Genomic DNA, 23,559 nt, shown 5'->3' with positions numbered 1-23,559 from the left:
CGCTCATGGCGGGAGCGTGGTCCAACATTGGCGCTCATGACCGGGCCGTCGCATAGTGAAGGCCATGGACCGATCCCTGCGCGTCGCGGTCATTGGCGACCGCGACCCCGCGTTTCCTCCGCACCTGGCCACCGACGACGCGCTGCGCCACGCCGCCGCGCACCTCGGCATCGGGGTGGACGTCCGCTGGCTCGCCACCGAACCGCTCGAGTCCAATCTGGCCGAGGTCAAGGCCGCCGACGTGTTGTGGTGCGCGCCCGGCAGCCCGTACCGCAGCCTGCTCGGCGCTCTGGCCGCGCTCCGGCACGGCCGCGAGCACGGCGTCCCCACCCTGGGAACGTGCGGCGGCTGCCAGCACATGGTCATCGAATACGCCCGCCACGTGCTCGGCTATGAGGACGCCCAGCACGCCGAATACGACCCGTACGCCTCGACCCTGTTCGTGTCGGAGCTGACCTGCTCGCTGGCGGGCAAGACCATGCCCGTGACCCTGGTTTCCGGTTCCCGGGTGGCCACGTTGTATGGGCGGACCGAGGTCGAGGAGGAGTACTACTGCAATTTCGGCCTCGACCCCGGCCGACAGGGAATCCTGCACGACGGCGGCTTCCTGGTCACTGGCGTGGACGGCGATGGCGAGGCCCGGGTGCTGGAGATCCCCGGGCACCCGTACTACGTGGCCACGCTGTTCGTGCCGCAGGCCCGCTCGCGTCCCGAGGCACCACACCCCTTGGTGGTCGACCTGCTGCGTGCGGCGCTATGACGTTCACCCAGCTCAGGATCCTGCAGGCGGTCGCGCGAACCGGCAACATGACCAGGGCCGCGGAGGAACTGGCCACCACCCAGTCCGCCGTCAGTCACGCGTTGCGCGCGCTGGAGAGCGAGCTCGGGGTGGCGCTGCTGGTACGAGGCAACCAGGGGGTGAGCTTGACAGCGGCGGGGCGGGCCGTGTGCCGCCGCGCCACGCTCATCCTCACCCAGGCGGAGGCGCTGGAGCAGGAGGTGGCCGCGATCCGCGGGCAGGAGCGCGGCAGCCTACGCGTCGGCGTCATCCCCAGCGCCAACGCCCGGCTGCTGCCGCCCATCCTGCGCCGGTTCGCCGAAGCGCATCCGCGGGTGCGGCTCACGGTGATGGAGGGCTCGGACAACGAGGTCCTGGAGTGGCTCGAGACCGGGGCGGCGGACATCGCCACCGTGTCGGCTGCGGTCGACGAGGCCCCGCTTCCCGCCGGGTCGGTGGCGCGGCGGCTCGCCGCCGACCGCATGCTGGCCGTCCTGCCCAGCGGGCACGAGTTGAGCGTCCGCCATTCGTTGCCGGTGGCCGAGCTGGCGCGGCACCCTTTCATCATGTCCACGGGCGGGTGCGAGCCGCTGATCACGGCGATCGCGCGGGCGGCTGGTGCGAGCCTGAAGTGTCACTACCGAGTGCGCGATACCAACAGCATCCTCGCCATGGTCGCCGAAGGGCTCGGGCTGAGCATCGTCCCCGAACTGTCGCTGCCCGCCCACCACGCCGGCGTGCACGCGATCCCGCTGGAGCCCGCCGCCGAGCGGATCATCCTCCTCGCCTTGCCCGCGGACCCGCTCCCCACAGCCACCGCCTTCGCCGAACTGGCCATCGCCCGCCATGCGGCGTCCCCGTGAACTCACGGGCGGTCGGTCAGGCTCCACAAAGCCCTACAACATCGGACCGGTGCGGGAAACGATCATTCGATGTCCGGGAAGCGATCTTCAAGCAGGTCTTCTTCTTGCTGGACAACACGACTCGTGAACATCCCACCAGGGGCCGTTCTTAAGACGGCTGGACTGAAGTTGACGGGATCCCCTCTGATCATCGCGATCGGGCGGGATCTTGTCGTTTCGTGTCCTGTCGCAGCGAAAACTGAGCATTGTCATCGAAGGTTGATGACGGCTACGGTGTCTCACCGAAGGTTGAGTGACTGCTGGGGCTTGATGTCCGTTGCACCTCACCGACAGCGCGTTCGAGGTCTGGTACGTCGTCGCCGCAGAGGGCCGGGCATTGTGCGGTGTCCCATTAGGTGAGGCGGGTTGCAGTGCGCGGGTTGGATTCACAGGTTTGGCGGGAGGCCGTCCTTACGTGGAGCAGTGCCGCTCGCCGACCGGGTCCGGAGGCGTGATCGAGAAGCGATCGTATGCGTTGACCGCGACCATGGTGGCGAGCTGGCTCGTGGTTGTGACTGGACGGTATCTGCTGTGGCTGGAGTACTACGATCGGATCATCGAGCAGTTGATCCTTGGGATCGCGTTCGTCGTGACCGTGCTTTCCACGTCGTGGTGGGCGCAGAGACTTGTACGCCGACATGGTGACATCCGCGGTTACGTCGCGGCCGGTGCGGCGGTCGTCCTGTGTGCCGCCGTTGTGCTGCTGCCCTGGAACGGGATCTTCGGGCGTACGTGGTTCGCGGTCCATCACGGCAAGTTCACCGAGCTGGCCCAGTTGGCCAAGGACAGGAAGCTGTCGGCGGATATGCCTTCGGGTGGCTGGGTGCATCTGCCTGATGAGTTCGATGTCCTGCATTTTGATCATCTCAATACGCAGGATGTGCCGATCGAGCTTCATCCCGGACGTGTTCTCATGATGGGCCTGTCGAACGAGGAAGTGTCGGAGAACATGTTCCTCTACATCTATGACCGGCCTGACGCCGCGCGGGTAAGTCCCTGTGATCTCACCAAGACCACATTCGACGATTACTACTGGTGCAGCCGGCTGAGTGACGGCTGGTGGTGGCTGGCGCGCAAGGCGACCTATCCGGACGTGGACGAATAGGCGCGCGAGGCTGAGCGGGGCCGGTGCCCCAGGGCCGTGATGCCTCCGTGTCGTGGTCAGCGGAGACACCTCCTCACTGACAGGAAGACCTGAACGACTGCGTTCGGAACCGTCCGAACCAAGGTGACGTGCCGCAAGTCGAGAACTGCCCGCGCCCACGCCGGCCCTGAGGACGCGGAGAGCGGCAGGGCAAAGCCGAAGAAGCGCACGCGCCGGGTCAGAAGGCAGCTGAGAGCACAGCTGACGCGCCTGCAGTTTGATCTGAGACGGCTCCCGTTGAGGTGAGGCATCCCGGGGACAGTCTCGCGTTATATGAGGCATGCAAAATGCCTGGCATGGATCTACGACCGGAGCTGCTTCCCCCGCCCGTCTCCCACGAGCGCCAGGAGCAGCTAGGCAGGGAGATTGACCGGATCGCGGAACTCATAGAAACCGGCAGGCTGATGGAGGCACGCAAGGCCGTCGCCGCGTTCAACATGCAGACTGGACACAGCTACGAGCCGTCGGACTTCGCCGCGTACTGGGAGTCGCAGGATCTGGAGGAACTCGCCCGCGATGCCGCCCGCCCGGAACGGCCCAAGGTATCGGACATCACACGGGAAGAACTCGCCGAGATTGTCCGCAGAATCATGAAGGTTGACCCGGACTCCGACTACTACCTACGCCTGCTAGAAGCCAATATGCTCCATCCGCGCGTCCGTAATCTGATCTTCTGGCCGCCGGAAGAACTACAGGACGCCACAGCCGAGGAGATTGTTGAAGCCGCCCTCAGCTATCGCCCCATCGCGTTGTGAGCGCGGGCTAGGAGTTTGGCCAGGCCCTTGGGCCTCTATGCCTCATGATCTGACGGCTTCCCGCTCCTCGATGTCGTCCCCACTCTCTGAGGCGCCCGGTCACGTCCACGGACGTGACCTCGTACTCACCCGCATCCAGGCCGGACCGGGCACATGCAGGCAGACGGCATCGTGCAAGGCATGGGTGAAGCCGGCGAACTCGAAGTCGATCAGACGCGCATCGGGCGGCCCGTCCGCACAGACCAGGACATTGTTGGTCTCCGGATCGCCGTTGCTCAGCGTCAGGAACGGCCCCGGATCGGCTAGATCCGCCAGCGCGAGGGCGAACTCGCGCTCCACCGCCCCGGTGATCGGCACTTCCAGCACCTCGGCCTGCGACAGCCCTTCTCGGCGCAGTCGGGCGACGTGCCCAAGCCGGTCGGCCTCCGGATCGACCTGCCCCAGCCGCTCTCGCCGCCGGTAGTACAGCTCCGCCTGTCCGGCAGTGAACGCGCCAAGCTCACCACGGGCACGAGCGAACGCCTCCAGGCGTACGGCATGCGCGAAGACACCATCCCCGCGTAACAGTCCGTCCAGCGCAACCCGCGGCGCTAGATCCTCTAGAATGATGCGCCCCGCGAGAAGATCCTCCGCCAGCACGCGCGGCGCTAGATCGACTCTGAGATCCTCTGCCAGAAACCGCAGCGCGCCTACCTCTGTGCGTAACCGCCACGCCTCGGTGTGCCTGCCGTCAACATGAGGGCCCGCCCACTTGACGATCACGAACTCGCCGCGGTCAGTGCGCGCACGGGCGACCCGCCACGGCTCCAGCCTGGTCCACTCCACCACGTTGATCACCGGCACAGCCTAGAACGGCACTGGCGAACACGGCCCGAACTGTATTTCCGGGAAACGATCACACTCTGGCCGGGAAGCGATCTTTCGTCGCGCCCTGTCGTTCCAGGTCAGCCATACTCGTGAACACCCCACCAGGGGTCGTTCTTGAGACGGCCGGACTGAAGTTGACGGGATCCCGTCTGATCATCGCGATCGGGCGGGATCTTGTCGTTTCAGGAGCTTCCGAATCTGGTTCGTCCTGGTTTGGGAGCCGCGGAGCAGGTGTCCTGGAAGGCCCGGGTGGTGTCAGGGCGCTGGTGGAAGTCCACGTTCGCGTCGCTGGGCATGGCGATGCCGGCTCTGGGCTGGGTGCTGCGGGCCCGCGCTGGTGGAGGCGGTCGAAGCGGGGGCAGGCCAGCGATGGGGAGGTGCCTGCTGCCGGGCACTGGAAGCGGATGGCGCCGTCTGCGTTCGCGTTCTGTTTGAGCCGCAGCAAGTACGGCTCTCGCGCGGCGATCAACGCGGTGAGTTCTTCCGATGGTGCGCGGATGGCGGCGTCGTCCAGGCCGGTGGTGGCGTGGGCGAGCTTGGCGGGCATCAGTGGGCAGGTCAGGGTGCCGTCGATGAGCAGGGCGCCGTGGGTGCTGCCCTGTACTCCCCGCTGATCCACTTTGTAGTCGAGGGCCAGCCGGTAGCCGAGTTCGCGTGCGGGTTGAGCGAAGTGGGCGGGTTGTTGGTCGGTGTAGGCGCGGTCGACGACGGCGAAGGCGGTGGGCAAGCCGAGCGCGGCCAGTGGGCGCAGGGTGGTGATGGCGTTGGTGCCGATGCGTTTGTGCGGGGTGTCCAGGACCAGTTCGAGTTCCGCCCGCCGCAGCGTAGGGCCCAAGACAGCCCACTCCGGCGCGTCCCAGAGATGGGATCGCTCAGAAGGAGCGATGCGCACATGGGTATTTTGGGCGGAACTTCGTTGGTGATAAGTGCATCAAACCGAGCGTGTTGATCGAAGGAGACCCTCAGCGGCTCGGTCGTTACTGGCTGGCCGGGCGGCTCGGCGCCGGCGGCCAGGGAGTGGTGTATGAGGCATATGCCGAGGACGGCCACCGGGTGGCGATCAAGGTGCTGTACGGCGATCAGGTGGCCCAGCTCGGCCGGGAGGCGGCGGCCGCCCAGCGGGTGGCCTCGTTCTGCACCGCGCCGATCATCGAGGCCAAGCTGGAGGGCCCGCGTCCCTACATCGTCAGCGAGTACGTGGAGGGCCCGAGCCTGCGCGCGGCGGGCAGGATCTTCGCGGGTGACGACCTGCACCGCCTGGCCACCGCCATCGCGACGGCGCTGACCGCCATCCACGACGCCGGGGTGATCCACCGCGACCTCAAGCCCGACAACGTGCTGCTGGGCCCGGACGGCCCCCGCGTGATCGACTTCGGCATCGCCAGGACCGCCGAGATGTCGCTCACCGCGACCGGCGTGGTGAGCGGCACGCCCACCTACATGGCCCCTGAGGTGTTCATCGGCCAGCGAGCGGACGCCTCGGCGGACGTGTTCGCCTGGGGAGCCGTCATCGTCTTCGCCGCCACCGGCCGTGATCCGTTCCACGCCGAGAACCTGGGAAGCGTCATGCACCAGGTGTTGTCGGCCACCCCCGACCTGTCCGCGCTGCCCAGAACGCTGCGCCGGTTGGTCTCCTCGGCACTGGCCAAGGAGCCGGCCCAGCGGCCGACCGCCCGCGAGCTGCTGCTGGCGCTGGTCAGCGGCGACGGCGACCTCGACACCGCCCGCCTGCTCGCCCAGGGCGGCCAACGGGCCGCCGGGATCGGCGCGCAGGGGCCCGATCCCGCGCTCGGCACGCTGGCCGAGCAGGCGTACACGATGCTCGATCCGGCCGAGCGCGAGCTGGTCCCCGAGGTGTTCCTGCGGCTGGTGACGGTGGACGAGGCGGGCGAGCTGTCGGCCCGGCACGCCGATCTGGCCGAAATCGTCGAGGGGCGGGCGCCGCACGAGGTGGCCGCCGTGCGCAGCATCCTCGCCGTGTTCGGCTACCTCCTGGCCAGGCAGGACGGCGGCGTACGGCTGGCCAGGCCGGCCCTGCCCCAGGCCTGGCCGCGGTACCGCCGGTGGATCGAGACCAACCGCGACGGCCTGGCCGTACACCGGCAGATCCTCGCCGCGGCGCGACGCTGGGAGACGGCGGGACGCCGGGACGGCGACCTGTTCCAGGGCAGCAACCTGGACAACGCGTTGGAGTGGGCGGCCACCGCCCGCCGCGACATCACCCTGTCGCCCACCGAACGCGACTTCCTGTCCGCGGCGGCCACCCTGACCAGGCACAGGGCCAGGCGGGCCCGGCTGACCTCGCTGAGCCTGGGCGGGCTGCTGGTGATCGCGCTGGTGGCCGGCGGGCTGGCCGTACAGCAGAGCGCGGTGGCCGACGACCGGGCCGAGCAGATCGCCGGGCAGCTGACCAGGTCGGAGGCGGCCAGGCTCGCGGGGGTGGCGACCACGACCCGCGGGAGCGACCCTCGCCAGGCGATGCTGGCGAGCATGGCGGCCTGGCGGCTGGACCGCACGCCGGCCACCAGGGCGGCCCTGGTGGCCTCGCTGGCGCAGCGCGAGACGGCGATGTTCCGCGACCCGTCGACCGCGGGCGACACGGTACGCACGCTCGGCGCCGACGGCCGGACGCTGATCAGCGCCGATTCCACCGCGACGCGCGCGTGGGACGTGCGCAACGGCCGGCTCCTGCGGACACGCGGTGCCCGGCCGGCCGAGCCGATGGACAGCGTGACGCTGAGCCCGTCGGGCAAGGTGCTGGTGACTGTGACGGCCAGGCGCGCATCCGCGGTGGACCTCGTCAGCGGCAGGCCGATCAGCGACTACGTCTTCCCCACTGCCAAGGATTTCACGAACGAGGGGGTCGACGTGGCGTTCGAGCGGGACGATTCCGTCCTGCTCCAGGATGCTGACCGGCGTACCCGCTGGGACCTGCGAACCGGCGCCGCCAAGGCGCTCGGGCCCGCCTCCGCGGGCACATTCAGCCGGGACGGGGTCTGGCAGGCCGCGCGGCGCGGTCGTCTGCTGGAGCTGACCAACCTGAGGACCGGGGCGAAGGACTTCATCGGCGACAAGGACGGCGCCGGCACCCAGGGCACCTGGAACGGTGGCGCGGCCGTGTTCGGGGCCGGCCTCGTCGCGACGGTGGCATCGCGGTCGATCCAGTTCTGGCGCAGGTCGGACACGCAACTGCTCACCACGGTCCAGGTACGGGGGGACGATGAGGCGGTGCAGGGGGCCTTCGACGGAAGCACGTTCCGCTACCTGCTGGGCGACCAGGTTTTCTCGGTGGACGTGGCCGACCTGACCACCGAGAACGACGATCACTACGTGAGCACGGCGGCGCTGAGCGGCGACGGGCGGCTCGTGGTCCGCGACGGCGAGCTGTCGGCCGTCGGCGGGAGGAAGGTCGGCGCGTTGCCGGAGGCGGAGTACGCGGTATTCAGCCCGGACTCCCGTTTCGTCGCCACGTTCGGGCCCGGGGTGCGGATCGTGGACACCGCCTCGGCCGCCGTCCAGGGCACGCTGCGCACGTCCGCCGTGCAGGTGGCCTTCTCTCCCGACGGCGCCAGGCTGGTCGTGGTCACCGAGAAGGGCGGGGTCGAGCTGTGGGACCGGCAGAAGAGGCGGCGCATGTGGTCGGCCGAGGCGGGCGCGGCGAAGTATGCGGCCTTCTCCTCCGACGGGCGGACGCTGGTGGTGGCGGGCGACCGCATTCACCTGCTGGAGACGGCCGCAGGCAAGGCATTGGGGCCGGCGTTCGGCGGCGGCGGTAGGAACGCCGAGGGGGTGCGCGCGTATTTCACCCGCTCCGGCAAGGCGGTCGTGGTGCTCGACGCGCGGCGACGGATGACGGTCTGGGACGTGGCCACGCGCCGCAGGCTCGCCACCGCGCGCGGGTTCGGCGGCCCCGCCGCCTACTCGCCGCGCGAGGACCTGCTCGCCAGCCTTCAGGTGGGGGGAAGGGTGCGGCTGGTCGACGTGATGTCGGGCACGGACCTGGGCGCGCTGCTCGACCAGGGCGGCGGGCAGGACCCGGAGATCGGGCAGCCGCTCGACGTGGCGTTCACCGGCGACGGGTCGGCGGTGCTGACCTTGGACGGCAACGGCGCGGTCAGGCGGTACGCCGTGGGCGGGGAGGCGTTGGCGGCGGCGGTGTGCGCGAAGGCAGGCGGGCTGAGCGCGGCCCAGTGGCGGGTGATCGTACCCACGCTGCCGTATAGAAAGGCATGTCCCTAGCCGGCGACCGCGACGAAGCCCGTGCCGCGGTGGGTCACATCGGAGTAGGCGCGGGTGCGATCCTCGCCCTCAAGGTCTGCAACTGACGACACCCGACCACATCCGTGGACGGGTCATGGTGTTCGTCTTCAGCTCTCGTCCGCGTTCCGTTCTCTGCGCGATCATCTGGTCAATCGGGTCATCACGTATCAGGGTCACACAATTGGCTACCCCCACGAGGGCCCCTTCGATGCCTGACGCTGACCTCACCGGCCCTGCATCGTCAACGCTCAGAACGGAGCGACACCGGGCCGGGTGTAACGGCCCGATCGCAGGCTGAGCGGGAAATGATCTCCAAGAGTTCGGGAAGCGATCTTCAAACAGTCGTTCCTCCGCACGTCACAACCACTTGTGAACACCCCACCAGGGGCCGTTCTTGAGACGGCTGGACTGAAGTTGACGGGATCCCGTCTGATCATCGCGATCGGACGGGATCTTGTCGTTTCAGGGGTTTCCGAATCGGGTTTGTTCTGGCTTGGGGCAGATATGCCTGGCCCCGGTATAGGGAAAGATCGCCCCATGCGCCTCGCTCGCAAACCCCTCGCCCTGCTTTTCACCGGCGCCATCGGACTCGCCTCGCTTCTGACGCTCTTTGAGGTGAGCGCTCCCAGCCTGTCCTATTGGGCATTGCTGCTGGCGCTGTACTGGCTGGCGCTCGCCATCACCTGGTCCGCGCTGTTAGGTGAAGGCGCGCGGGGGCGGGCGCCCTGGATGTTCGTCCCACTCGTACTGGTGCTGGGCACCGTGCTGCTGGTCACGGTCGACGCGCCCCTGCACATGCGCTTCGCCCTGTCGGAATCGAGCCTGGAGCGCTACGCCCGGTCGGTGCGTGACGACGACGATGGCAGTGATCGGTGGCGGGGTCTGTATCAGGTGGGCTACACGGAGAAGATCCCGGGAGGAGCGCAGTTCATGGTCACCTCGTTCACATGGGGATGGAAGCGCTACGGCTTCGCCTACATGCCAGATCGGGTACCGGGACCGGACGAGGTCTGGTACGAGCATTTTAAGGGCCCTTGGTACATCTGGACCGATGGGCCCTGAACTCCACGATGCACGACCTTCCGGTTCCACGCCGATGCGTGCCGCGCGCAGAGCGCTGTCAGTACCTGAAGGCGCCGAACAGTTGGGAAACGATCAGTTATGTTACGGAAAGTGATCATCACCATCCCCGACTCGGTGTAGGCCACGCCTATTCGTGAACACCCCCAACCGGGACATCGACGGATTGCTGGAACTGATGACCGACGACGCCGTCTACGCCGCATCCGTCGGCCCAGAACCTGGACGTACGTTCCGAGGGCGTCCCGAACTGGTCGCAGGATTCCGCACCATGTTCGAGCACGACGCGGGCGCCCGCATCGAGCAAGGCGAGCCGCTTGTTCTCGGCGGGTGGGCCGTCAGCACCTGGGCCTACCACTTCGTCCGCGCCGACGGATCACCATGGTCGGGCGTTCGCCACCGCCGTCACCGTTTCGGCCGGTTGCCGTTGCTGCTGGGCAATCTGCAGCGCCGTGCGGCACACCCACCCCTTGGCCAACCGGGTAAACCTCAGCACCGCTCATACAGAATGGCCCGGCTCAGCCGGCCGCGACCAGCGCGGTCGCCGCCGCTCGGGCGTCACGGGCTGCAGCTCCGGTGTAATCGACCAGGCCACGGGCCTTGACGCCGTCATAGAGCACCAGCAGTTGCCGAGCCACGACGGTTGGTTGTGTGGCTCCCGCCGTACCGGCCAGGCGCTCGAACAGTGCGAGCATCCGCTCGTCGTGGGCGGTCAGCGCATGATGAGCGGGATGCTCGGGTGACAGGAAGGCCGCTGCGCTGTTCACCAGAAGGCAACCGTGGTAGCCCGGGTCCGGCAGGTTCGCCGCCAGCAGGTCGAACGGAGCCAGCAGTTGAGCCAGTGGGTCACCGCTGCGTCGTTTCAGCTCGAGGTCCAACTCGGTGAACCACTCCTCGCACGCCGCGGTGAGCATAGTGCCGATGAGGGAGTCCTTGGACTTGAAGTGCGCGTACACAGTGGGCTTGGCGACATTGGCACGCTCGGTGACGGCATCGATCGAGACGCTGTAGCCGTGGGCGTAGAACAGCTCGCGTGCGGCTTCCAACAGTCGATCACGAGCAGAAGGGCGAGGCATAGCCAATTCTAACCGGTTAGTTCAGTCTGTTAATATCCCTACTAACCTAACTGGTTAGTAAGTTTCTCGAGGAGCCTGGATGCGCGCCCTGATCTACGATCCCGACACTGCACACGGCGTACGTTTCGACGAGATCGACGAACCTCGCCCGCAGGCGTCACAGGCGCTGATCAAGGTTGAGACGGCCTCGCTCAACTTCGGCGAGCTCGCCTTCGCTGCGCGGCAAATGCGCCCAGGCCAGGTCTTCGGCAAGGACGCGGCCGGGGTCGTGGTGGAGGCCGCCGCCGACGGCTCGGGACCGCCCGAGGGCGCACGAGTCTCCTCCTTCGCAGGCACAGGTGGGTGGGCCGAGCTGCGTGCCGTCGATACTGCGGACCTGGCCGTTGTGCCCAGCGGTGTCGATCTCGGTGCAGCCAGTGCCCTGCCCGCGGCCGGCGCGACAGCCCTGCAAGCGGTCCGCCGGCTGGGTTCTGTCCTCGGCCGCCGCGTGCTGGTGACCGGGGCATCAGGAGGTGTGGGACGACTCGCCGTGCAACTGGCCGCGCGCGCGGGCGCGCACGTCATCGCATCGGTGGGGCGACCAGAACGCGCTGCCGGACTGCGCGAGCTGGGCGCCGCGGAGATCCTTATCGCTACGGCAAAACCTGCCGATCACGTGTTCGGCGTGCTCGACAACGTGGGTGGCCGACTGCTGAGCGAGGCGTTCGGGCAACTCCAGGACGGTGGCCTCGCCCTGTCCATCGGGTGGGCATCTCGCGAGCCGACCGTCATCGACTTCGAGGAAGAACGGCTGACGGGCATCCCAAAGCGGCTGGAACCCTTCATGGTGTCCGGCCCCTTTGGCCCGGATATCGCCTACCTGATCCACCTGTTGGAGAACGCTGAACTCGACCCACAGGTCGGCTGGCGCGGCCCCTGGACCCAGGTTGATGAGGCGATAGAGGCACTCCTGGCGCGCCGTATTCCGGGCAAGGCCGTACTCGACCTCACCCCCAGATAGCCGGACGATTCCTCGGGCTGCGTCCACCAGTCCCATGCGTAGAAGCCGGGAAACGATCAAGAGCGGTGAGTTGTTTCGTCGGTATCGAGCGGTCGGCTGTCGTGAATCGGCGAGGCCATATCCGACTTCACTCGCCGGACCCAGCGCCACCGCCCTGTCCGGTTGGGGAAACGATCAGTCGCTACACGGGAATCGATCTTCCGACGTTCCTGGTCCGGCCAGGTCACGCCCATTCGTGAACGCCCCACCAGGGGCCGTTCTTGAAACGGCTGGACTGAAGCTGACGGGATCCCGTCCGACCATCGCGATCGGGCGGGATCTTGTCGTCTCGGGGGTTTCCGAATCGGGTCGTCCTGGTTTGGGGGCGGCGGAGCGGGTGTCTGGGAAGGCCCGGACGGTGTCAGGCGGCTGGCGGAGGGCCGAGATCCGGCCGTTGGGCATGGCGAAGCCGACGGTGAACGGGGTGCTGCGACAGGGTGGCGGGATTTGCGGCTCATGGGGCGGGTGGTGGCCCGCTCTGGGCTGCGGGTGGCCTGCCGTCGAAGGGCTCGACCGGAGTCTGCGAGGTGTCGGCGGGTGTGACAGGCTCGTCTTGGGGCTGGTGGGTGTGGCGCCATTGGCCGAGGAAGTGGTCGTTGGCGACCGTGACGAGCAATGCGACCAGGATGGTCTGGGCGACGCGTCCGTGGGCGAGCCGGTTCTTGGAATCAAAAGCCGGGCCGGTTCACCCAGGATCATTGGGCGATCGGCTCGTAGGCATCTCCCCATTCGTTGAGCAGCACGAAGCCGGGTCGCGTCACCGTATTCAGGAGCCGGGCCAGCACGTCCGCCGCAGGCGGAAGGTCCAGTGTCAGCAGCCCGGCCAGCGACGCCCGGCATGCCTCAAGATCGATACCATCGCTGCGATACTCACGCTCTCCTTCTGAGATCGCTGATCCCATCGCCGCCAGCCCGGCGGACACATGGTCCAGACAGTCCCTCCAGCAGGGAACCCTCACAATCAGCTGGATCACGTCGATCAGGTCAGAGCCGATCAGCCCGGCCTGGCCCTCGGAGTCGGCATACAGCACAGGCCGTTCCCCGTCCGCTTGCCCGCACAGGAAGAACGTCCCGCCTGCGCCATCACCGGCGACCGCCTCAAGAGCGTCGCCCGACTCCAGCCTCACCACCTCCACGTGATCGGTCCGGGAGATGTCGAAGTCGAACGGCCATACCAGCAACTCGGCGGCTGCCGGAGTACGGCGAATAAGGCTGAGCAGGGTGTCCGGATACGTCACGGTGAGCACCGTACAGCTTTCTGTCCCGCACAGTTGCTGGGGAACGATCGCTCTCGGCTCGGGAAGCGATCAACGACCCTTGACCCATCGGCGGATCAAACCCACTCGTGAACACCCCACACAGGGCCGTTCTTGAGGGGAAGCGGTGGGGACCGTACGGCGATTCGACGGCGCCATGGCCAACCGGCCCGTGTGATCAGTGGAACCACCTGCTGCAAGGCCGCCCTCATGGGCAGCGCCATCCCCACGCCGGGCGCGACGCCGTACGATCAGGGCACCGGTCGGGTGGACCTGGTGCGGGGCCTGGCCCAGCAGATCGTGGCCGAGCCCGCCAACGTGTGGGCCGCCTTCCCCTGGGACGGCCAGGGCGAGCGCGTCTCGACCAAGACGATCACGTACGCCAACTCCGCCGCCTCCGTCTTCGCAGAGCTCTACGACTCCACGACCGGCGCCCTCTATGACCTGGTCGACCACCGCACTGCCGAGATCCCGGCGGACATGGGACAACGAGCCAGGCGTGCGGAGCTGGCGAAGGTGGAGGCGACGTTCCTCGCTTCCGGTGTCGCGGCACACCGCACTGGCCGGCTGCCTGCGCAAGCTCTGCCAGCTCACCGCCGCACTGCCCGAGCAGCAGGCGGAGTACACGCTCACCACCTCGATGCGCCGGCAGGCGCCGCACACGGTGCTGTCGTCGAGCGTGGAGTCCACCTGGACGTTCACGTCCGGGCGGACGACAGGTCAGTGGGCCCTTTCACCTCACTCGGCCTGAATCCACGGCGTGCTTCGGTCTGGTCATTTTCCGCCGATGAGCAGCGCGCCGTGGACGCTGCCGGCGCGGTTCTGGTCGCGCTTCAGCCCGTCCGGCGGCAGGACTCGACCTCCTTACGGCCGTCGCGGCGGCCTGATCGTCTATCTGCTCCTCTTGGCGGCGGTGACCAGGCCTGATTCGTAGGCGATGATGACGAGCTGGGCGCGATCGTGCACGTCCAGCTTCGCCAGCAGCCGCCGCACGTGGGTCTTGACGGTGGAGATGCTGAGCCCCAGGCTGGCGGCGATCTCGGGGTTGGTCAGGCCTCGGGCGATGAGCGTCAGCACCTCACGCTCCCGCCCGGTCACCGCCGCCAGCTCGCGCACCATTCGGGACTCAACCGCCGCCACACGGGCGAACTCGGCGATGAGCCTGCGGGTGACCGCGGGGGCCAGGAGCGCCTCGCCCGAGGCGACGACACGGATCGCGGCCAGCAGGTCGACCGGCGGGATGTCCTTGAGCAGGAAACCGCTCGCGCCGGCGCGCAGCGCCTCGTACACGTACTCGTCCAAGTCGAAGGTGGTCAGGATGACGACGCGGACCTCCGACAGCGCCGGGTCGGCGCGGATGCGGCGGGTAGCCGTCAGCCCGTCCATGCCCGGCATGCGCACGTCCATGAGCACGACGTCGGGCCGGGTGCGCGCGGCCAGCTCAACGACCTGGGTGCCGGAGTCCGCCTCACCGACGGCCACCATGTCGGCCGCCGTTCCTACCAGCATGGTGAGGGTGGCCCGCAGCAGCGGCTGGTCGTCGGCGACCGCCACCCTGATCACGGCGTGTCCTTGCACGCGTAGGGCAGGCGCGCCAGCACGCGGAAGCCCCCCTCCGGGAGGGGGCCCGCGGTCAGCTGCCCGCCGTAGGCCAGGCAGCGTTCGCGCATGCCGAGCAGCCCGTACCCGCCGCCGTCGCGCGGCGCAGCGCGGCCGCCGTCGGCCACCTCGACCTCCACCACCCCCGTTTCGGGTACGGTGACCCGCACCCGGCAGCCGGTTCCCGCGTGTTTGGCCACGTTGGTCAGCGCCTCCTGAACGATCCGGTACACCGCGAGACCCACCCCCTCGGGCAGGTCACCGGTGTCGACGCGAAGGTCCACCTCGATGCCCGCGTTCGCGGCCAGCGCGTGCAGGTCGCGCAGCCGCGGCGCCGGGGCCAGGTCGCCGGTCTCCGAGCGCAGCATGCCGAGCATCGCGCGCATCTCCAGCATCGACTCCCTGCCGGTGGTCTCGATGAGCCGCAGCGCCTCGCGCGCCTCATGCGGCCGGGTCTCGGCGACGATTCCGGCGACCCCCGCCTTCATCGTGATCAGGCTCATGCTGTGGGCGACGACGTCATGCAGGTCCCTGGCGATGCGCAGCCGCTCCTCGACCACGGCCCGCTCCGCCGTACGGGCCGCGTGCAGATGTTGCTCGCGGACGGCCAGCCCCGCCGTCCAGGACAGGCCCATCAGGGCCAGACCGAACCCGGCGCTGCCCAGCGCCTGCGTCCAGAACGGCCAGACGGCGGCCAGCAGCGCGGCGACCACGCAGGCCAGGGCGGCGGCGAGGCCGGTGACGGCCCGCCTGCGCGGCGCCTGCGCACCGACCGAGTAGAGCACGACGGCGACCGGAAGATAGGCGGACTCCACGCCCAGGAGCAGTGCGGTGACCGCTGCGGCCAGCGAGACCGCCAAAGACGGCAGAGGCCAGCCGCGCCGGGTCGCGACGGGCAGCGCGGCCAGCGCCGCGACGGCTTGCGGCAGATCGTTCCTCAGCTGGGCCGCGGACGCGAAGGCGACGGCAAGCAGGAGCGCGACCATCACGTCCAGAGCCACCCAGTGGCCGTGGCGCAGCCTGTGCACCAGCAGGGTCTCGTTCACCAGCCGACAGTATCCGCGCAGGTCACCGGCGGGGAAGTAACATCGTCCGCGAGGAGGAGGGCCGGTTTGGCGTAGCGTTCTGGGCTGACGCGCGGCTCATCCTGCGGCGTGATGCCGGGCGCCGGCCGGGGCGGCAGCGTGGAGAGCATGAAGATTCTCCTGATCGGCGTCGCCGCGTTCCTGACGGCCGCCGCTGTCCCTGCCGCCGCTGCCACGGCCCCCGCGCAATTCGAGCCGCCATCTCCGACCGGCCCGCACCGGATCGGCACGGTCGCGCTGCACCTGGTCGACTCCTCCAGGACCGACCCGTGGGTGGCCGGGCGCAAACGCGAACTGATGATCAGCATCTGGTACCCGGCGCGGAAGACCGCCGGATACCCGCTCGAGCCGTGGATGCAGAAGGCGGCGGCCGACCGCTACCTGCGCGACCTCGGCATACCGGGCAAGGTGGTGCTGGGCGCGACGGACGGGCACCAGGGCGCCCCGGCCGACCGGCGGCTCGGGCGGCTGCCCGTCGTGCTGTATTCGCCCGGCGCCAACGCCTCGCGCTCCTTCGGCACCGGGGTGGTAGAGGAGCTGGCCAGCCGCGGCTATGCGGTGGTGACGATGGACCACACCTACGACGCGGCTGTGGTCGAGTTCCCCGGCGGCCGCGTCGTCACCAACCCAAAGGGCGAGATCACCGACTTCGTCAAGGCGGCCAAGGTGCGCGCCGACGACACCCGGTTCGTGCTCGACCAGCTGAGCGGACGCAAGCTTCCCGCAGGGCTGACGGGCTTGCTGGACATGAAGCGGATCGGCATGTTCGGCCACTCCCTCGGCGGCGCCTCCACCTCCTCGGCCATGTACGCCGACAAGCGCATCAAGGCCGGGCTCGGCCTCGACGGCGCGGTGCTCGGACCCGTCGCCGAGGCAGGGCTGGGGCGGCCTTACCTGGTCGTCGACACCCCGGGCAAGGGCGGGATGGCCACCAACCCGATGTTGCGGACGTTCTGGAAGAACCTGCGCGGGTGGCGGCTCAACCTCACCGTCAAGGGGGCAGCGCACAACTCCTTCGGCGACGACGTGCGGCTCCTGCGTAAGGTCGGATTGTCCGAGGAAGAACTGGCCGAATCCGTCGGGACGATCCCGGAGAAGCGGGCGCTGGCCTTCCAGCGGGCCTACCCGCTGGCCTTCTTCGACCGGTTCCTGCGCGGCAAGAAGTCCCCGCTGCTGGACGGGCCGGCGCCACGCTTTCCCGAGGTGACCTACACCAGGTAGGTCAGTCCAACGTGGCCGTGTCGGACCGCGAGCACTCGCGGGTGTGGCAGTCCAGCAGCTTGATCGCGCCGTCGCTCACGTCCCGGTAGGCGATCAGCGGCCGGCCATCGGCCCGCACCACCATGACGGTGTCGGCTCGGCGTTCGCGGCCGGAGTTTGGCAACGCGCATCAGGGGCGGCGACGCTACTTGCCGATGGCGGAGCTTCCCGAACCGTTCGAGTACTGCCAGACGAATTCCAGCCACGGAGGGGCCACCCCCGTGAAGTGCGCCCAACTGCCCGGTTCCGCACCGGGGTAGTCGCCTCGGACTTCAGACAGGAGCCTCAGCATGAAGCCTTCCCCGATCAGGCTGTTGACTATCCGGCTCAGCGTCTGCCTGTATTCCATGGGTTCGCGAATGCGGTGACCGACCGGCTCCCGGTCGTAGACCCAGTCCTGGTCGGGATAGCAGGTCGCGGCCTCGTCGGTGTAGGGCTGCCTCAGCGTGTAGCCCTCCCCGTTCCACGAGTCGTGGGTGAGCCCGGAGAAGAACGGGTTGGCGCACATCAGGTAGTAATAGCCGCCTCGTTCGACGACTCGAGCGACCTCGCGGAAAACGATCCGGGAGTCCGGGACGAAGGTCAGCGAGTATGGATGCCAGACCAGATCGAACGAGGAGTCGTCGAGGGCCGACAGGTCCCGCATGTCTCCTTGGATCGTGCGGATGCCGACGCTGTAGTGCTCAGCGGCCAAGCGGTCCCGCTCCAGCTGCCCGGAGGAGATGTCGAGAACCGTCACGTCGGCTCCGAGCAGGGCGAAGGCCGCAGACTGCTGCCCGCCTCCTCCCGCCAGGCAGAGCACCTTTCGGCCCGCCAGGTCGCCGGGGATGCCCAGCTTGTCCAAGCCCAGATAAGCCTGAGCCTTGTCCGCGTCCAGGTCGAGCATGGGACGGGTGAACAACGCGTCCGCCTCTACAAGGGCTTCCCAGCGTTCCTCGTTGTAGTGGTAGACCTCGTCCCGCATAGCGGACACGCTATCTGTCGTCCAGCGGCCGAGGCGATCGATTTTCGGTCGGCCTTGCTCGTCCGCGTCCCCTTCACCAGTAATGGCCGAGCGGGGCTGAGCCTGGGTTCCTAAGCGGAAACCCAGCAGATCGTTCAGGCGGGCATGGGCTCCTGATCAGCATGGTCAAAGGGGGAATAGCTCTCGCCGGCCATTCGATCGGCCGCGTCAATGTAGTCGGCAAGAGCGTCGCGGGATTGAGCGAGCCTGTCCATCTGATCGTCCAGTCGCTGCAGCCGTGACCGCATCGCGGCCAGCAACTCGGGACATCCGAGTAGCTCCGGGGCCTCTCCAACGGCGCAGGGCAGCAGGTACGCGATGTCCTCAGAGGACAAACCTGCACCAAGCAGGTGCCGGATCTGCTTCACCCGCAGCACAGCGTTCTCGTCGTACTCGCGGTAACCGTTCGCGCCGCGGTCTGCCTCCAGCAGACCCTGGGCTTCGTAGTAGCGCAGCTGATGGGCGTTCACGCCCGTACGACGACTCAGTTCCCCGATCAGCATCGAAACCTCACTTGACCTTCACACCGGTATCAACGTTGACGATGGTGGCATGAACAGCAGAACCGATACACCTGTGACAGTCATCGGACTCGGACTGATGGGCCGGGCGCTCGCCGGCGCGTTCCTGAAAGCCGGGCATCCCACAACAGTGTGGAACCGTACGACCTCCAAGGCCGATCAGCTGGTGGCCGAGGGTGCGCGGCGAGCGCCAACGGTTGGCGACGCGCTCAAGGCGAGTTCCCTGACGATCATCTGCGTCACCGATTACCAGGCCATGCACGAGTTGCTCGGCGCGAGCGGTGTCGAGCCGGACGGCAAGATGTTGGTCAACCTGACCTCGGGCGACTCGGCCCAGGCCAGGGAAGCCGCCCAATGGGCCGAGCAGCGCGGCGCCCATTACCTGGACGGCGCCATCATGGCCATCCCTTCGGCGATCGGGACCGCCGAAGCGGTGATTCTGCACAGCGGGCCGCAGCCGGACTTCGAGGCGCACAAGTCGACGCTCGACGCGCTCGGCACCGTGACCTACCTTGGCGCGGACCATGGGCTGGCGTCTCTGTATGACGTGGCAGGCCTCACCATGATGTGGAGTGTCCTGAACGCCTGGCTCCAGGGCACTGCTCTGCTCAGGACGGCCGGTGTGGACGCCGCGACGTATGCGCCGTTCGCGCAGCAGATCGCTGCTGGTGTGGCCGGATGGCTGCCTGGGTACGCCGAGCAGATCGACAGCGGCTCCTTCCCGGCCGAGGTGTCGGCCCTGGAGACCGACGCGCGGGCGATGGCACACCTGATCGAGGAGAGCGAGGCGGTGGGCGTCAACGCCGAACTGCCGAAGTTGATCAAGGCGATGGCCGACCGCTCGATCGCCGCCGGACACGGTGGGGAGCAGTATCCCGTGCTGATCGAAGAATTCAGCAAACCCCACAACGACTGACCGCTCCCGATGCCGGGATCTCAGCGATCTCGGTGAGATCGACTCCGTGAAGTGAATAGTAGGTGGCGATCATTCATGTGATGTCCTGCAGCAGTGGTGCCGCGACGGCGATGGTGGCGGCGATCAGGGCGTAGCCGAGCAGCACGGCGGCGCCGAGAGGCGCGGGGAGCGGCCGCCGCGCCGGACAACTCGGCGACCCGCATGGCGCGGGCATTGCCGTACCGGCCTATGTGGGAGTAGACCCGCAAGTGGTGCAGGGCCGTGTGGTCGGGGTGGAAGCCGAAGCTGTCGGACACCCCGTCGCCTGGCTCCTGTTCGCCATCCTCGTCGTCGCCGCCGGGGTGTTCGTCCTGGCTGCCGTTCTCGGCGGCGTCGACCTGCCGCGGAAGCGGAGCATCTTCTGACGCCAGGAGGGCGGCGGCGACGCGGGAGCCGCGCCTGTGGACCACAACCAAAGTCACCAAGAGAGGTGTCCGAAGTGTCTGGCGCAGGCAGCCTGGGCTGCCACGTTCCGGCCGTTCGCCAGTAGAGGCAGGATCCCGCCGCCCGGCACGCTGGCCCCATGAACACACCCGCCATACCAAAGGGCGGCCGGCGCGCCGCGTTGCTGCTCGCGGTGATCACTCCGGTCATCGCCGAGCTCACCCTGGGCAACCCACCACTCAGCCAGATCTGGCTGATGCTCCTGTGGATCCCGATCTACGGTGCCGGCACGGTGCTGATCCGGGAGCTGGTACGACGGCGCCGCGGGGGCTGGCCGTCGATCCTGCTGCTCGGACTGGCGTACGGCATCGTCGAGGAGGGACTGGTGTTGCAGGCGCTCAGCAGCCCCACCATGTACGGGGTGGCCGGGTGGGCGCCGAGGTTCCTCGGGCTGAACAGCGCCTATACCGAGCTCAACCTGCCCTACCACGCCGTGTTCAGCGTGGCGCTGCCGATCCTCCTGGCCGACCTGGCATTCCCGTCCCTGCGCGACCGGCCGTACCTGAAGCGGACGGGGGTCGTGGTGGCCGGCGTGGTGTTCGTGCTGGGCGGGCTGCTGTTGCGGGTGACCGTCGCGACCTCCATCGACCCCGGCTACCAGGCGCCGGTCGCGGTGCTGGCGGGGTGCGTGGCCGCCGTGGTGCTGCTGGCAGTGGTGGCCCTGCGCGTACTCCCGCCCACTGCCACTGACGCGCCCGCTACATCCGCGGCGCCGACTGCGCGCGAGGCGTCCGCCGCCTCCCCGTCGACCGTGGACGGTATGCGGGTCGGGGCGGTTCCCGGCCCCTGGGTGGTGGGGATCTTCGGGGTGTTGGTGGGGTTCGGGTATCTGGCGCTGCTGTTCCCGTTCGGCGGGGCCGCTCAGCCCGCCTTCACCCACGGCGGCTGGGTGGCGGTGCCGATGCTGGGCGCGGCGGTGGTCGCGGTGCTGGCCGGGTGGCTGGTACGTGGGTGGACGGCGAGCGGCGGGTGGACGGATCGGCACAGCCTCTGCCTGGCCGGTGGGGCGTTGGTGGGGCACACCGCGTTCGGGGTGGTGGCCAACGCCGCTACCCTCGCGGACAAGCTGGAGCTGTCCGCCCTGGGACTGGTCATGGTCGGTCTGCTGGCGCTTCTCGGCCGCCGAAGCCCGGCCTCGATGCCGACGCGATGACCCGAAGAAGAATCTTCCCCCAGATGTGAAGAACGTCGCCACGGCTACGACTTACCCGCGAAACCGAAGAGAACAGGAACTGGACATGCGCAAGATCATCTTCTGGGTGCACGCCTCGATCGACGGCCACATCGACGGCCCGAACGGCGAGTTCGACTGGCCCGTGATGGGCGAGGAACTGTCGGCGTACTCCGAGGCGCTGAGCGACCGTAGCGACACCTTCCTGTACGGGCGCGGCGTCTGGGAAGGCATGGTGGCCTTCTGGCCGAATGCCGAGTCGATGTCGGATCACCCGCACGTCCTGAAGTTCGCCCCTCGCTGGCGTGACACGCCGAAGATCGTCTTCTCGAGGACGCTGAAGGAGACCGACTGGGCCACCCGGATCATCGGCGACGACCTCGCCGAGCAGGTCGCCGAGCTCAAGCGGCAGGACGGCAAGGACCTGCTGCTCACCGGCGGCTCCAGCCTGGCCGCCGCGCTCACCGACCACGGTCTGATCGACGAGTACCACATCGCGGTACACCCGGTCGTGCTGGGCGGTGGCCGGCCGCTGTTCGTCCCGCGCGACGAGCGACTGGGCCTGCGACTGGCCGAGTCCCGTACCTGCGATTCGCAGGTGGTGGTGATGCGGTACGACCGTGTCTAGCGCGGACTGTGGGCGCACCTGCACAGCCGGGGCCGTTGAGGGGTCGAAACGATCGTTCCTGATCGACGTTGTCTTTTCAGATGCGGGCGGGTTCCATGGGGCCGAACCACCGCTGCAAGGCCGCCCGGAGTGTTTCCATCTCCACGGAGTCTGGTTGGGGCGATGCGGATGCCCAGGCCACGTAGCAGTCCGGTCGAAGGAGCAGGGCGGTGGGCGCATGGGGCAAGGGGCGCGCGGTGACGATATCGACCTGCTCGTGCCGCAGGGCAGGTGTCTGCGCCAGCGACGCTCCTTCGGTCAGGTCGAGCAGCAGGGGGCGGGCGGTTCTGGTCAGCTCGGCCAGCCGGACCGGTCCGGCCGGGGTGTGCAGTTCCAGGTCCGGGGCGAAGCGGCCCATCAGTGGGTGCGGCTTGGGTTCGCCCATGTCGTAGCGGACGTCCGCGCCCGCGGTGAGTTCGGCCAGGTGCCGGACGGTGTTCGGGTCGCGGAGCAGTTCGGTGAACAGTTCGCGCAGCCCGGTGACGTCGCCGCCGGGGGCGATCAGCGCCGCCTGCGCCTGGGCGTTCAACACCATGCGGTGCGCGGCCGATCGCCGCTCCGTCTCGTAAGTGTTCAGCAGTCCGGGCGGAGCGCTTCCGCGGATCTCGGCGGCGAGTTTCCAGCCGAGATTGATCGCGTCCTGCAGACCGAGGTTGAGCCCGGGGCCGCCCCCAGTGGCGGCGAACACGTGAGCGGCGTCACCGATCAGGAACACCCGGCCGTGGGCGAACCGTTCGGCGACCCGGGTGTTGCCGCCGGTCAGCCGGCGCAAGGCGTGCGGCCCTTCGCCGTTGGGCGGCTCCAGCGGTACGTCGACGCCGAGCACGCGGCGGATGCTCGCCCGCAACTCCTCCAGGCTCATCGGGGCGTCAGTCGCGGGCTGGTCCCACTCGGTAGTGGCGACCAGCGGCGGATGGCCGGGCATCGGCGCGTAGGAGAACCCTCCGTGCTCGGTGCGGTGGGGCAGGAACGGCATGACGGCCCCGTAGCCGGGCACGTTCAGCGCGCCGTTGGCGGGCTCGACCCAGTCCGCGGGTACGGTCGCGTGCGCTGAGCGGACGGTCATGCGGTCGTAGGTGATGCCGCGGAATTCGATGCCGGAGAGCTTGCGCGTGGTGCTGTGGGCCCCGTCGGCGCCGATCAGGTATCGGGTCCGTAGGTGGTACTCCCCGTCCGGGCTCGTGATGTCGACGGTGACGGCGTCGTCGTCCTGTGACAGGCCGACGACTTCGTGTCCCCGCCGGATTTCCACGCCCAGTTCGATCGCTCGATCCTCCAGGACCTGCACGATGCGTCGCTGCGGCACCGGCAGGGCGTAGACGGGGCTGTCCTCCAGCAGGCTCAGGTCAAGGTCCATCGCGCCGAACATGAAGTACGCGGAGTTCGGCTGCGGCGGTTCCGGGCTGTCGCTGAGACGTTCGTGCAACCCGCGGTGGTCGAGCATCTTCACGACCTGGCCCAGCAATCCGTTCGCTTTCGGTTCCTGGCTGGGCTCAGGCAGCCGCTCCAGCACGAGCGGCCGGATCCCGGCCAGGCTCAGTTCGCAGGCCAGCATCAGCCCGTTCGGGCCGCCGCCGGCGATGACGACATCTGTGATCATGTTGCTCCTTCGTGCGCATGGGAAAGGTCGGGACGGATGAGGTGCTCATGCACCCGGCCCGTGGGCGGTGCGGGCCCGGCTTGCGGCGGATCTCGGT

26 protein-coding genes are annotated in these 23,559 nt (G+C 68.4%); 14 read left to right on the top strand and 12 right to left on the bottom strand.

Annotated features, from left to right (window positions below; all coding sequences use genetic code 11):
• The first annotated feature begins 64 nt into the window (after nt 1-64).
• The 4 genes from AB0H88_RS40105 (at nt 65) to AB0H88_RS40090 (ending at nt 3,579) form a co-directional block, all read left to right on the top strand.
• Nucleotides 65-760, top strand: a complete 696-nt coding sequence (locus tag AB0H88_RS40105) for a hypothetical protein (RefSeq protein WP_357653805.1) — start codon at nt 65-67, stop codon at nt 758-760.
• Nucleotides 757-1,641 (top strand): LysR family transcriptional regulator, encoded by an 885-nt coding sequence (locus tag AB0H88_RS40100; RefSeq protein WP_357653804.1) that lies wholly within the window; start codon nt 757-759, stop codon nt 1,639-1,641. Before AB0H88_RS40105 ends, AB0H88_RS40100 begins: the two co-directional genes overlap by 4 nt.
• 490 nt (nt 1,642-2,131) lie before the next feature.
• Entirely contained in the window at nt 2,132-2,785 is a 654-nt protein-coding gene (locus AB0H88_RS40095; RefSeq protein WP_357653803.1) for a hypothetical protein, read from the top strand.
• A 335-nt stretch (nt 2,786-3,120) separates the two neighbouring features.
• Nucleotides 3,121-3,579 (top strand): hypothetical protein, encoded by a 459-nt coding sequence (locus AB0H88_RS40090; protein ID WP_357653802.1) that lies wholly within the window; start codon nt 3,121-3,123, stop codon nt 3,577-3,579.
• Between the two features lie 99 nt (nt 3,580-3,678).
• Here the strand turns inward: AB0H88_RS40090 and AB0H88_RS40085 are convergent, their stop codons facing one another.
• The gene (locus AB0H88_RS40085; protein ID WP_357653801.1) at nt 3,679-4,416 is read right to left on the bottom strand and encodes a hypothetical protein; all 738 of its coding nucleotides are present in this window, start codon (nt 4,414-4,416) and stop codon (nt 3,679-3,681) included.
• 58 nt (nt 4,417-4,474) lie between these two features.
• Entirely contained in the window at nt 4,475-5,281 is an 807-nt protein-coding gene (locus tag AB0H88_RS40080; protein WP_357653800.1) for a hypothetical protein, read from the bottom strand.
• A gap of 107 nt (nt 5,282-5,388) precedes the next feature.
• Between AB0H88_RS40080 and AB0H88_RS40075 the strand changes: the two genes are divergently transcribed.
• From AB0H88_RS40075 to AB0H88_RS40065, 3 genes are all read left to right on the top strand, one after another.
• Nucleotides 5,389-8,685, top strand: coding sequence for a serine/threonine-protein kinase (locus AB0H88_RS40075; RefSeq protein WP_357653799.1), 3,297 nt, complete (start codon nt 5,389-5,391; stop codon nt 8,683-8,685).
• A 558-nt stretch (nt 8,686-9,243) separates the two neighbouring features.
• On the top strand, nt 9,244-9,768 hold the full coding sequence (locus AB0H88_RS40070; protein ID WP_357653798.1) for a hypothetical protein: 525 nt from the start codon (nt 9,244-9,246) through the stop codon (nt 9,766-9,768).
• A 154-nt stretch (nt 9,769-9,922) separates the two neighbouring features.
• Nucleotides 9,923-10,390 carry a nuclear transport factor 2 family protein gene (locus tag AB0H88_RS40065; protein WP_357653797.1) on the top strand — a complete coding sequence of 156 codons (468 nt, stop codon included), beginning with the start codon at nt 9,923-9,925 and terminating at the stop codon, nt 10,388-10,390.
• On the opposite strand, the gene AB0H88_RS40060 is transcribed toward AB0H88_RS40065, so the two are convergent.
• On the bottom strand, nt 10,305-10,832 hold the full coding sequence (locus AB0H88_RS40060) for a TetR/AcrR family transcriptional regulator (protein ID WP_357653796.1): 528 nt from the start codon (nt 10,830-10,832) through the stop codon (nt 10,305-10,307). The two genes, AB0H88_RS40065 and AB0H88_RS40060, sit on opposite strands and share 86 nt — an antisense overlap.
• Before the next feature lie 109 nt (nt 10,833-10,941).
• Here AB0H88_RS40060 and AB0H88_RS40055 point away from each other — a divergent pair, with 109 nt between their 5' ends.
• A complete protein-coding gene (locus AB0H88_RS40055) occupies nt 10,942-11,862 on the top strand; it encodes a zinc-binding dehydrogenase (RefSeq protein ID WP_357653795.1) in 921 nt (306 codons plus the stop codon).
• A 493-nt stretch (nt 11,863-12,355) separates the two neighbouring features.
• Here the strand turns inward: AB0H88_RS40055 and AB0H88_RS40050 are convergent, their stop codons facing one another.
• Together AB0H88_RS40050 and AB0H88_RS40045 are read right to left on the bottom strand one after the other, a co-directional pair.
• Nucleotides 12,356-12,517, bottom strand: a complete 162-nt coding sequence (locus AB0H88_RS40050) for a hypothetical protein (RefSeq protein WP_357653794.1) — start codon at nt 12,515-12,517, stop codon at nt 12,356-12,358.
• A gap of 79 nt (nt 12,518-12,596) precedes the next feature.
• Nucleotides 12,597-13,139, bottom strand: a complete 543-nt coding sequence (locus tag AB0H88_RS40045) for a hypothetical protein (RefSeq protein WP_357653793.1) — start codon at nt 13,137-13,139, stop codon at nt 12,597-12,599.
• 192 nt (nt 13,140-13,331) lie between these two features.
• On the opposite strand from AB0H88_RS40045, the gene AB0H88_RS40040 reads away from it, so the two are divergent.
• The gene (locus AB0H88_RS40040; RefSeq protein WP_357653792.1) at nt 13,332-14,084 is read left to right on the top strand and encodes a hypothetical protein; all 753 of its coding nucleotides are present in this window, start codon (nt 13,332-13,334) and stop codon (nt 14,082-14,084) included.
• Here AB0H88_RS40040 and AB0H88_RS40035 read toward each other — a convergent pair.
• The 3 genes from AB0H88_RS40035 to AB0H88_RS40025 are packed head-to-tail and all read right to left on the bottom strand — an operon-like array spanning nt 14,049 to nt 15,951.
• Complete coding sequence (locus tag AB0H88_RS40035; protein ID WP_357653791.1) at nt 14,049-14,720, bottom strand: response regulator transcription factor; 672 nt, start codon at nt 14,718-14,720, stop codon at nt 14,049-14,051. The two genes, AB0H88_RS40040 and AB0H88_RS40035, sit on opposite strands and share 36 nt — an antisense overlap.
• Nucleotides 14,717-15,802, bottom strand: a complete 1,086-nt coding sequence (locus AB0H88_RS40030) for a sensor histidine kinase (RefSeq protein ID WP_357653790.1) — start codon at nt 15,800-15,802, stop codon at nt 14,717-14,719. The genes AB0H88_RS40035 and AB0H88_RS40030 overlap by 4 nt, the downstream gene beginning before the upstream one ends.
• Nucleotides 15,799-15,951, bottom strand: coding sequence for a hypothetical protein (locus tag AB0H88_RS40025; protein WP_357653789.1), 153 nt, complete (start codon nt 15,949-15,951; stop codon nt 15,799-15,801). Before AB0H88_RS40025 ends, AB0H88_RS40030 begins: the two co-directional genes overlap by 4 nt.
• Between AB0H88_RS40025 and AB0H88_RS40020 the strand changes: the two genes are divergently transcribed.
• A complete protein-coding gene (locus tag AB0H88_RS40020) occupies nt 15,950-17,062 on the top strand; it encodes a lipase (RefSeq protein WP_357653788.1) in 1,113 nt (370 codons plus the stop codon). The genes AB0H88_RS40025 and AB0H88_RS40020 overlap by 2 nt on opposite strands.
• Before the next feature lie 184 nt (nt 17,063-17,246).
• Here AB0H88_RS40020 and AB0H88_RS40015 read toward each other — a convergent pair whose 3' ends face one another.
• Nucleotides 17,247-18,065, bottom strand: a complete 819-nt coding sequence (locus tag AB0H88_RS40015) for a class I SAM-dependent methyltransferase (protein WP_357653787.1) — start codon at nt 18,063-18,065, stop codon at nt 17,247-17,249.
• Nucleotides 18,066-18,199: 134 nt separating this feature from the next.
• The gene (locus tag AB0H88_RS40010; protein WP_357653786.1) at nt 18,200-18,607 is read right to left on the bottom strand and encodes a MerR family transcriptional regulator; all 408 of its coding nucleotides are present in this window, start codon (nt 18,605-18,607) and stop codon (nt 18,200-18,202) included.
• Between the two features lie 49 nt (nt 18,608-18,656).
• On the opposite strand from AB0H88_RS40010, the gene AB0H88_RS40005 reads away from it, so the two are divergent.
• Complete coding sequence (locus tag AB0H88_RS40005) at nt 18,657-19,541, top strand: NAD(P)-binding domain-containing protein (protein WP_357653785.1); 885 nt, start codon at nt 18,657-18,659, stop codon at nt 19,539-19,541.
• Nucleotides 19,542-19,614: 73 nt separating this feature from the next.
• On the opposite strand, the gene AB0H88_RS40000 is transcribed toward AB0H88_RS40005, so the two are convergent.
• On the bottom strand, nt 19,615-19,755 hold the full coding sequence (locus tag AB0H88_RS40000; RefSeq protein ID WP_357653784.1) for a hypothetical protein: 141 nt from the start codon (nt 19,753-19,755) through the stop codon (nt 19,615-19,617).
• A 34-nt stretch (nt 19,756-19,789) separates the two neighbouring features.
• On the opposite strand from AB0H88_RS40000, the gene AB0H88_RS39995 reads away from it, so the two are divergent.
• The 3 genes from AB0H88_RS39995 to AB0H88_RS39985 all read left to right on the top strand — a co-directional run bounded on the left by AB0H88_RS39995 (nt 19,790) and on the right by AB0H88_RS39985 (nt 21,823).
• Nucleotides 19,790-19,945, top strand: a complete 156-nt coding sequence (locus AB0H88_RS39995) for a hypothetical protein (RefSeq protein WP_357653783.1) — start codon at nt 19,790-19,792, stop codon at nt 19,943-19,945.
• Nucleotides 19,946-20,103: 158 nt separating this feature from the next.
• Nucleotides 20,104-21,177: a hypothetical protein gene (locus tag AB0H88_RS39990; protein WP_357653782.1), complete on the top strand. Its 1,074-nt coding sequence runs from the start codon at nt 20,104-20,106 to the stop codon at nt 21,175-21,177.
• An 85-nt stretch (nt 21,178-21,262) separates the two neighbouring features.
• Nucleotides 21,263-21,823 carry a dihydrofolate reductase family protein gene (locus AB0H88_RS39985; protein ID WP_357653781.1) on the top strand — a complete coding sequence of 187 codons (561 nt, stop codon included), beginning with the start codon at nt 21,263-21,265 and terminating at the stop codon, nt 21,821-21,823.
• Between the two features lie 76 nt (nt 21,824-21,899).
• On the opposite strand, the gene AB0H88_RS39980 is transcribed toward AB0H88_RS39985, so the two are convergent.
• Complete coding sequence (locus AB0H88_RS39980; RefSeq protein ID WP_357653780.1) at nt 21,900-23,462, bottom strand: FAD-dependent oxidoreductase; 1,563 nt, start codon at nt 23,460-23,462, stop codon at nt 21,900-21,902.
• Nucleotides 23,463-23,559 lie beyond the last annotated feature (97 nt).

Source organism: Nonomuraea sp. NPDC050680 (assembly GCF_040654555.1).
Taxonomy (GTDB): domain Bacteria; phylum Actinomycetota; class Actinomycetes; order Streptosporangiales; family Streptosporangiaceae; genus Nonomuraea.
Note: the sequence above shows the minus strand (reverse complement) of the source record. Positions and strands in the feature narration are given on the sequence as shown.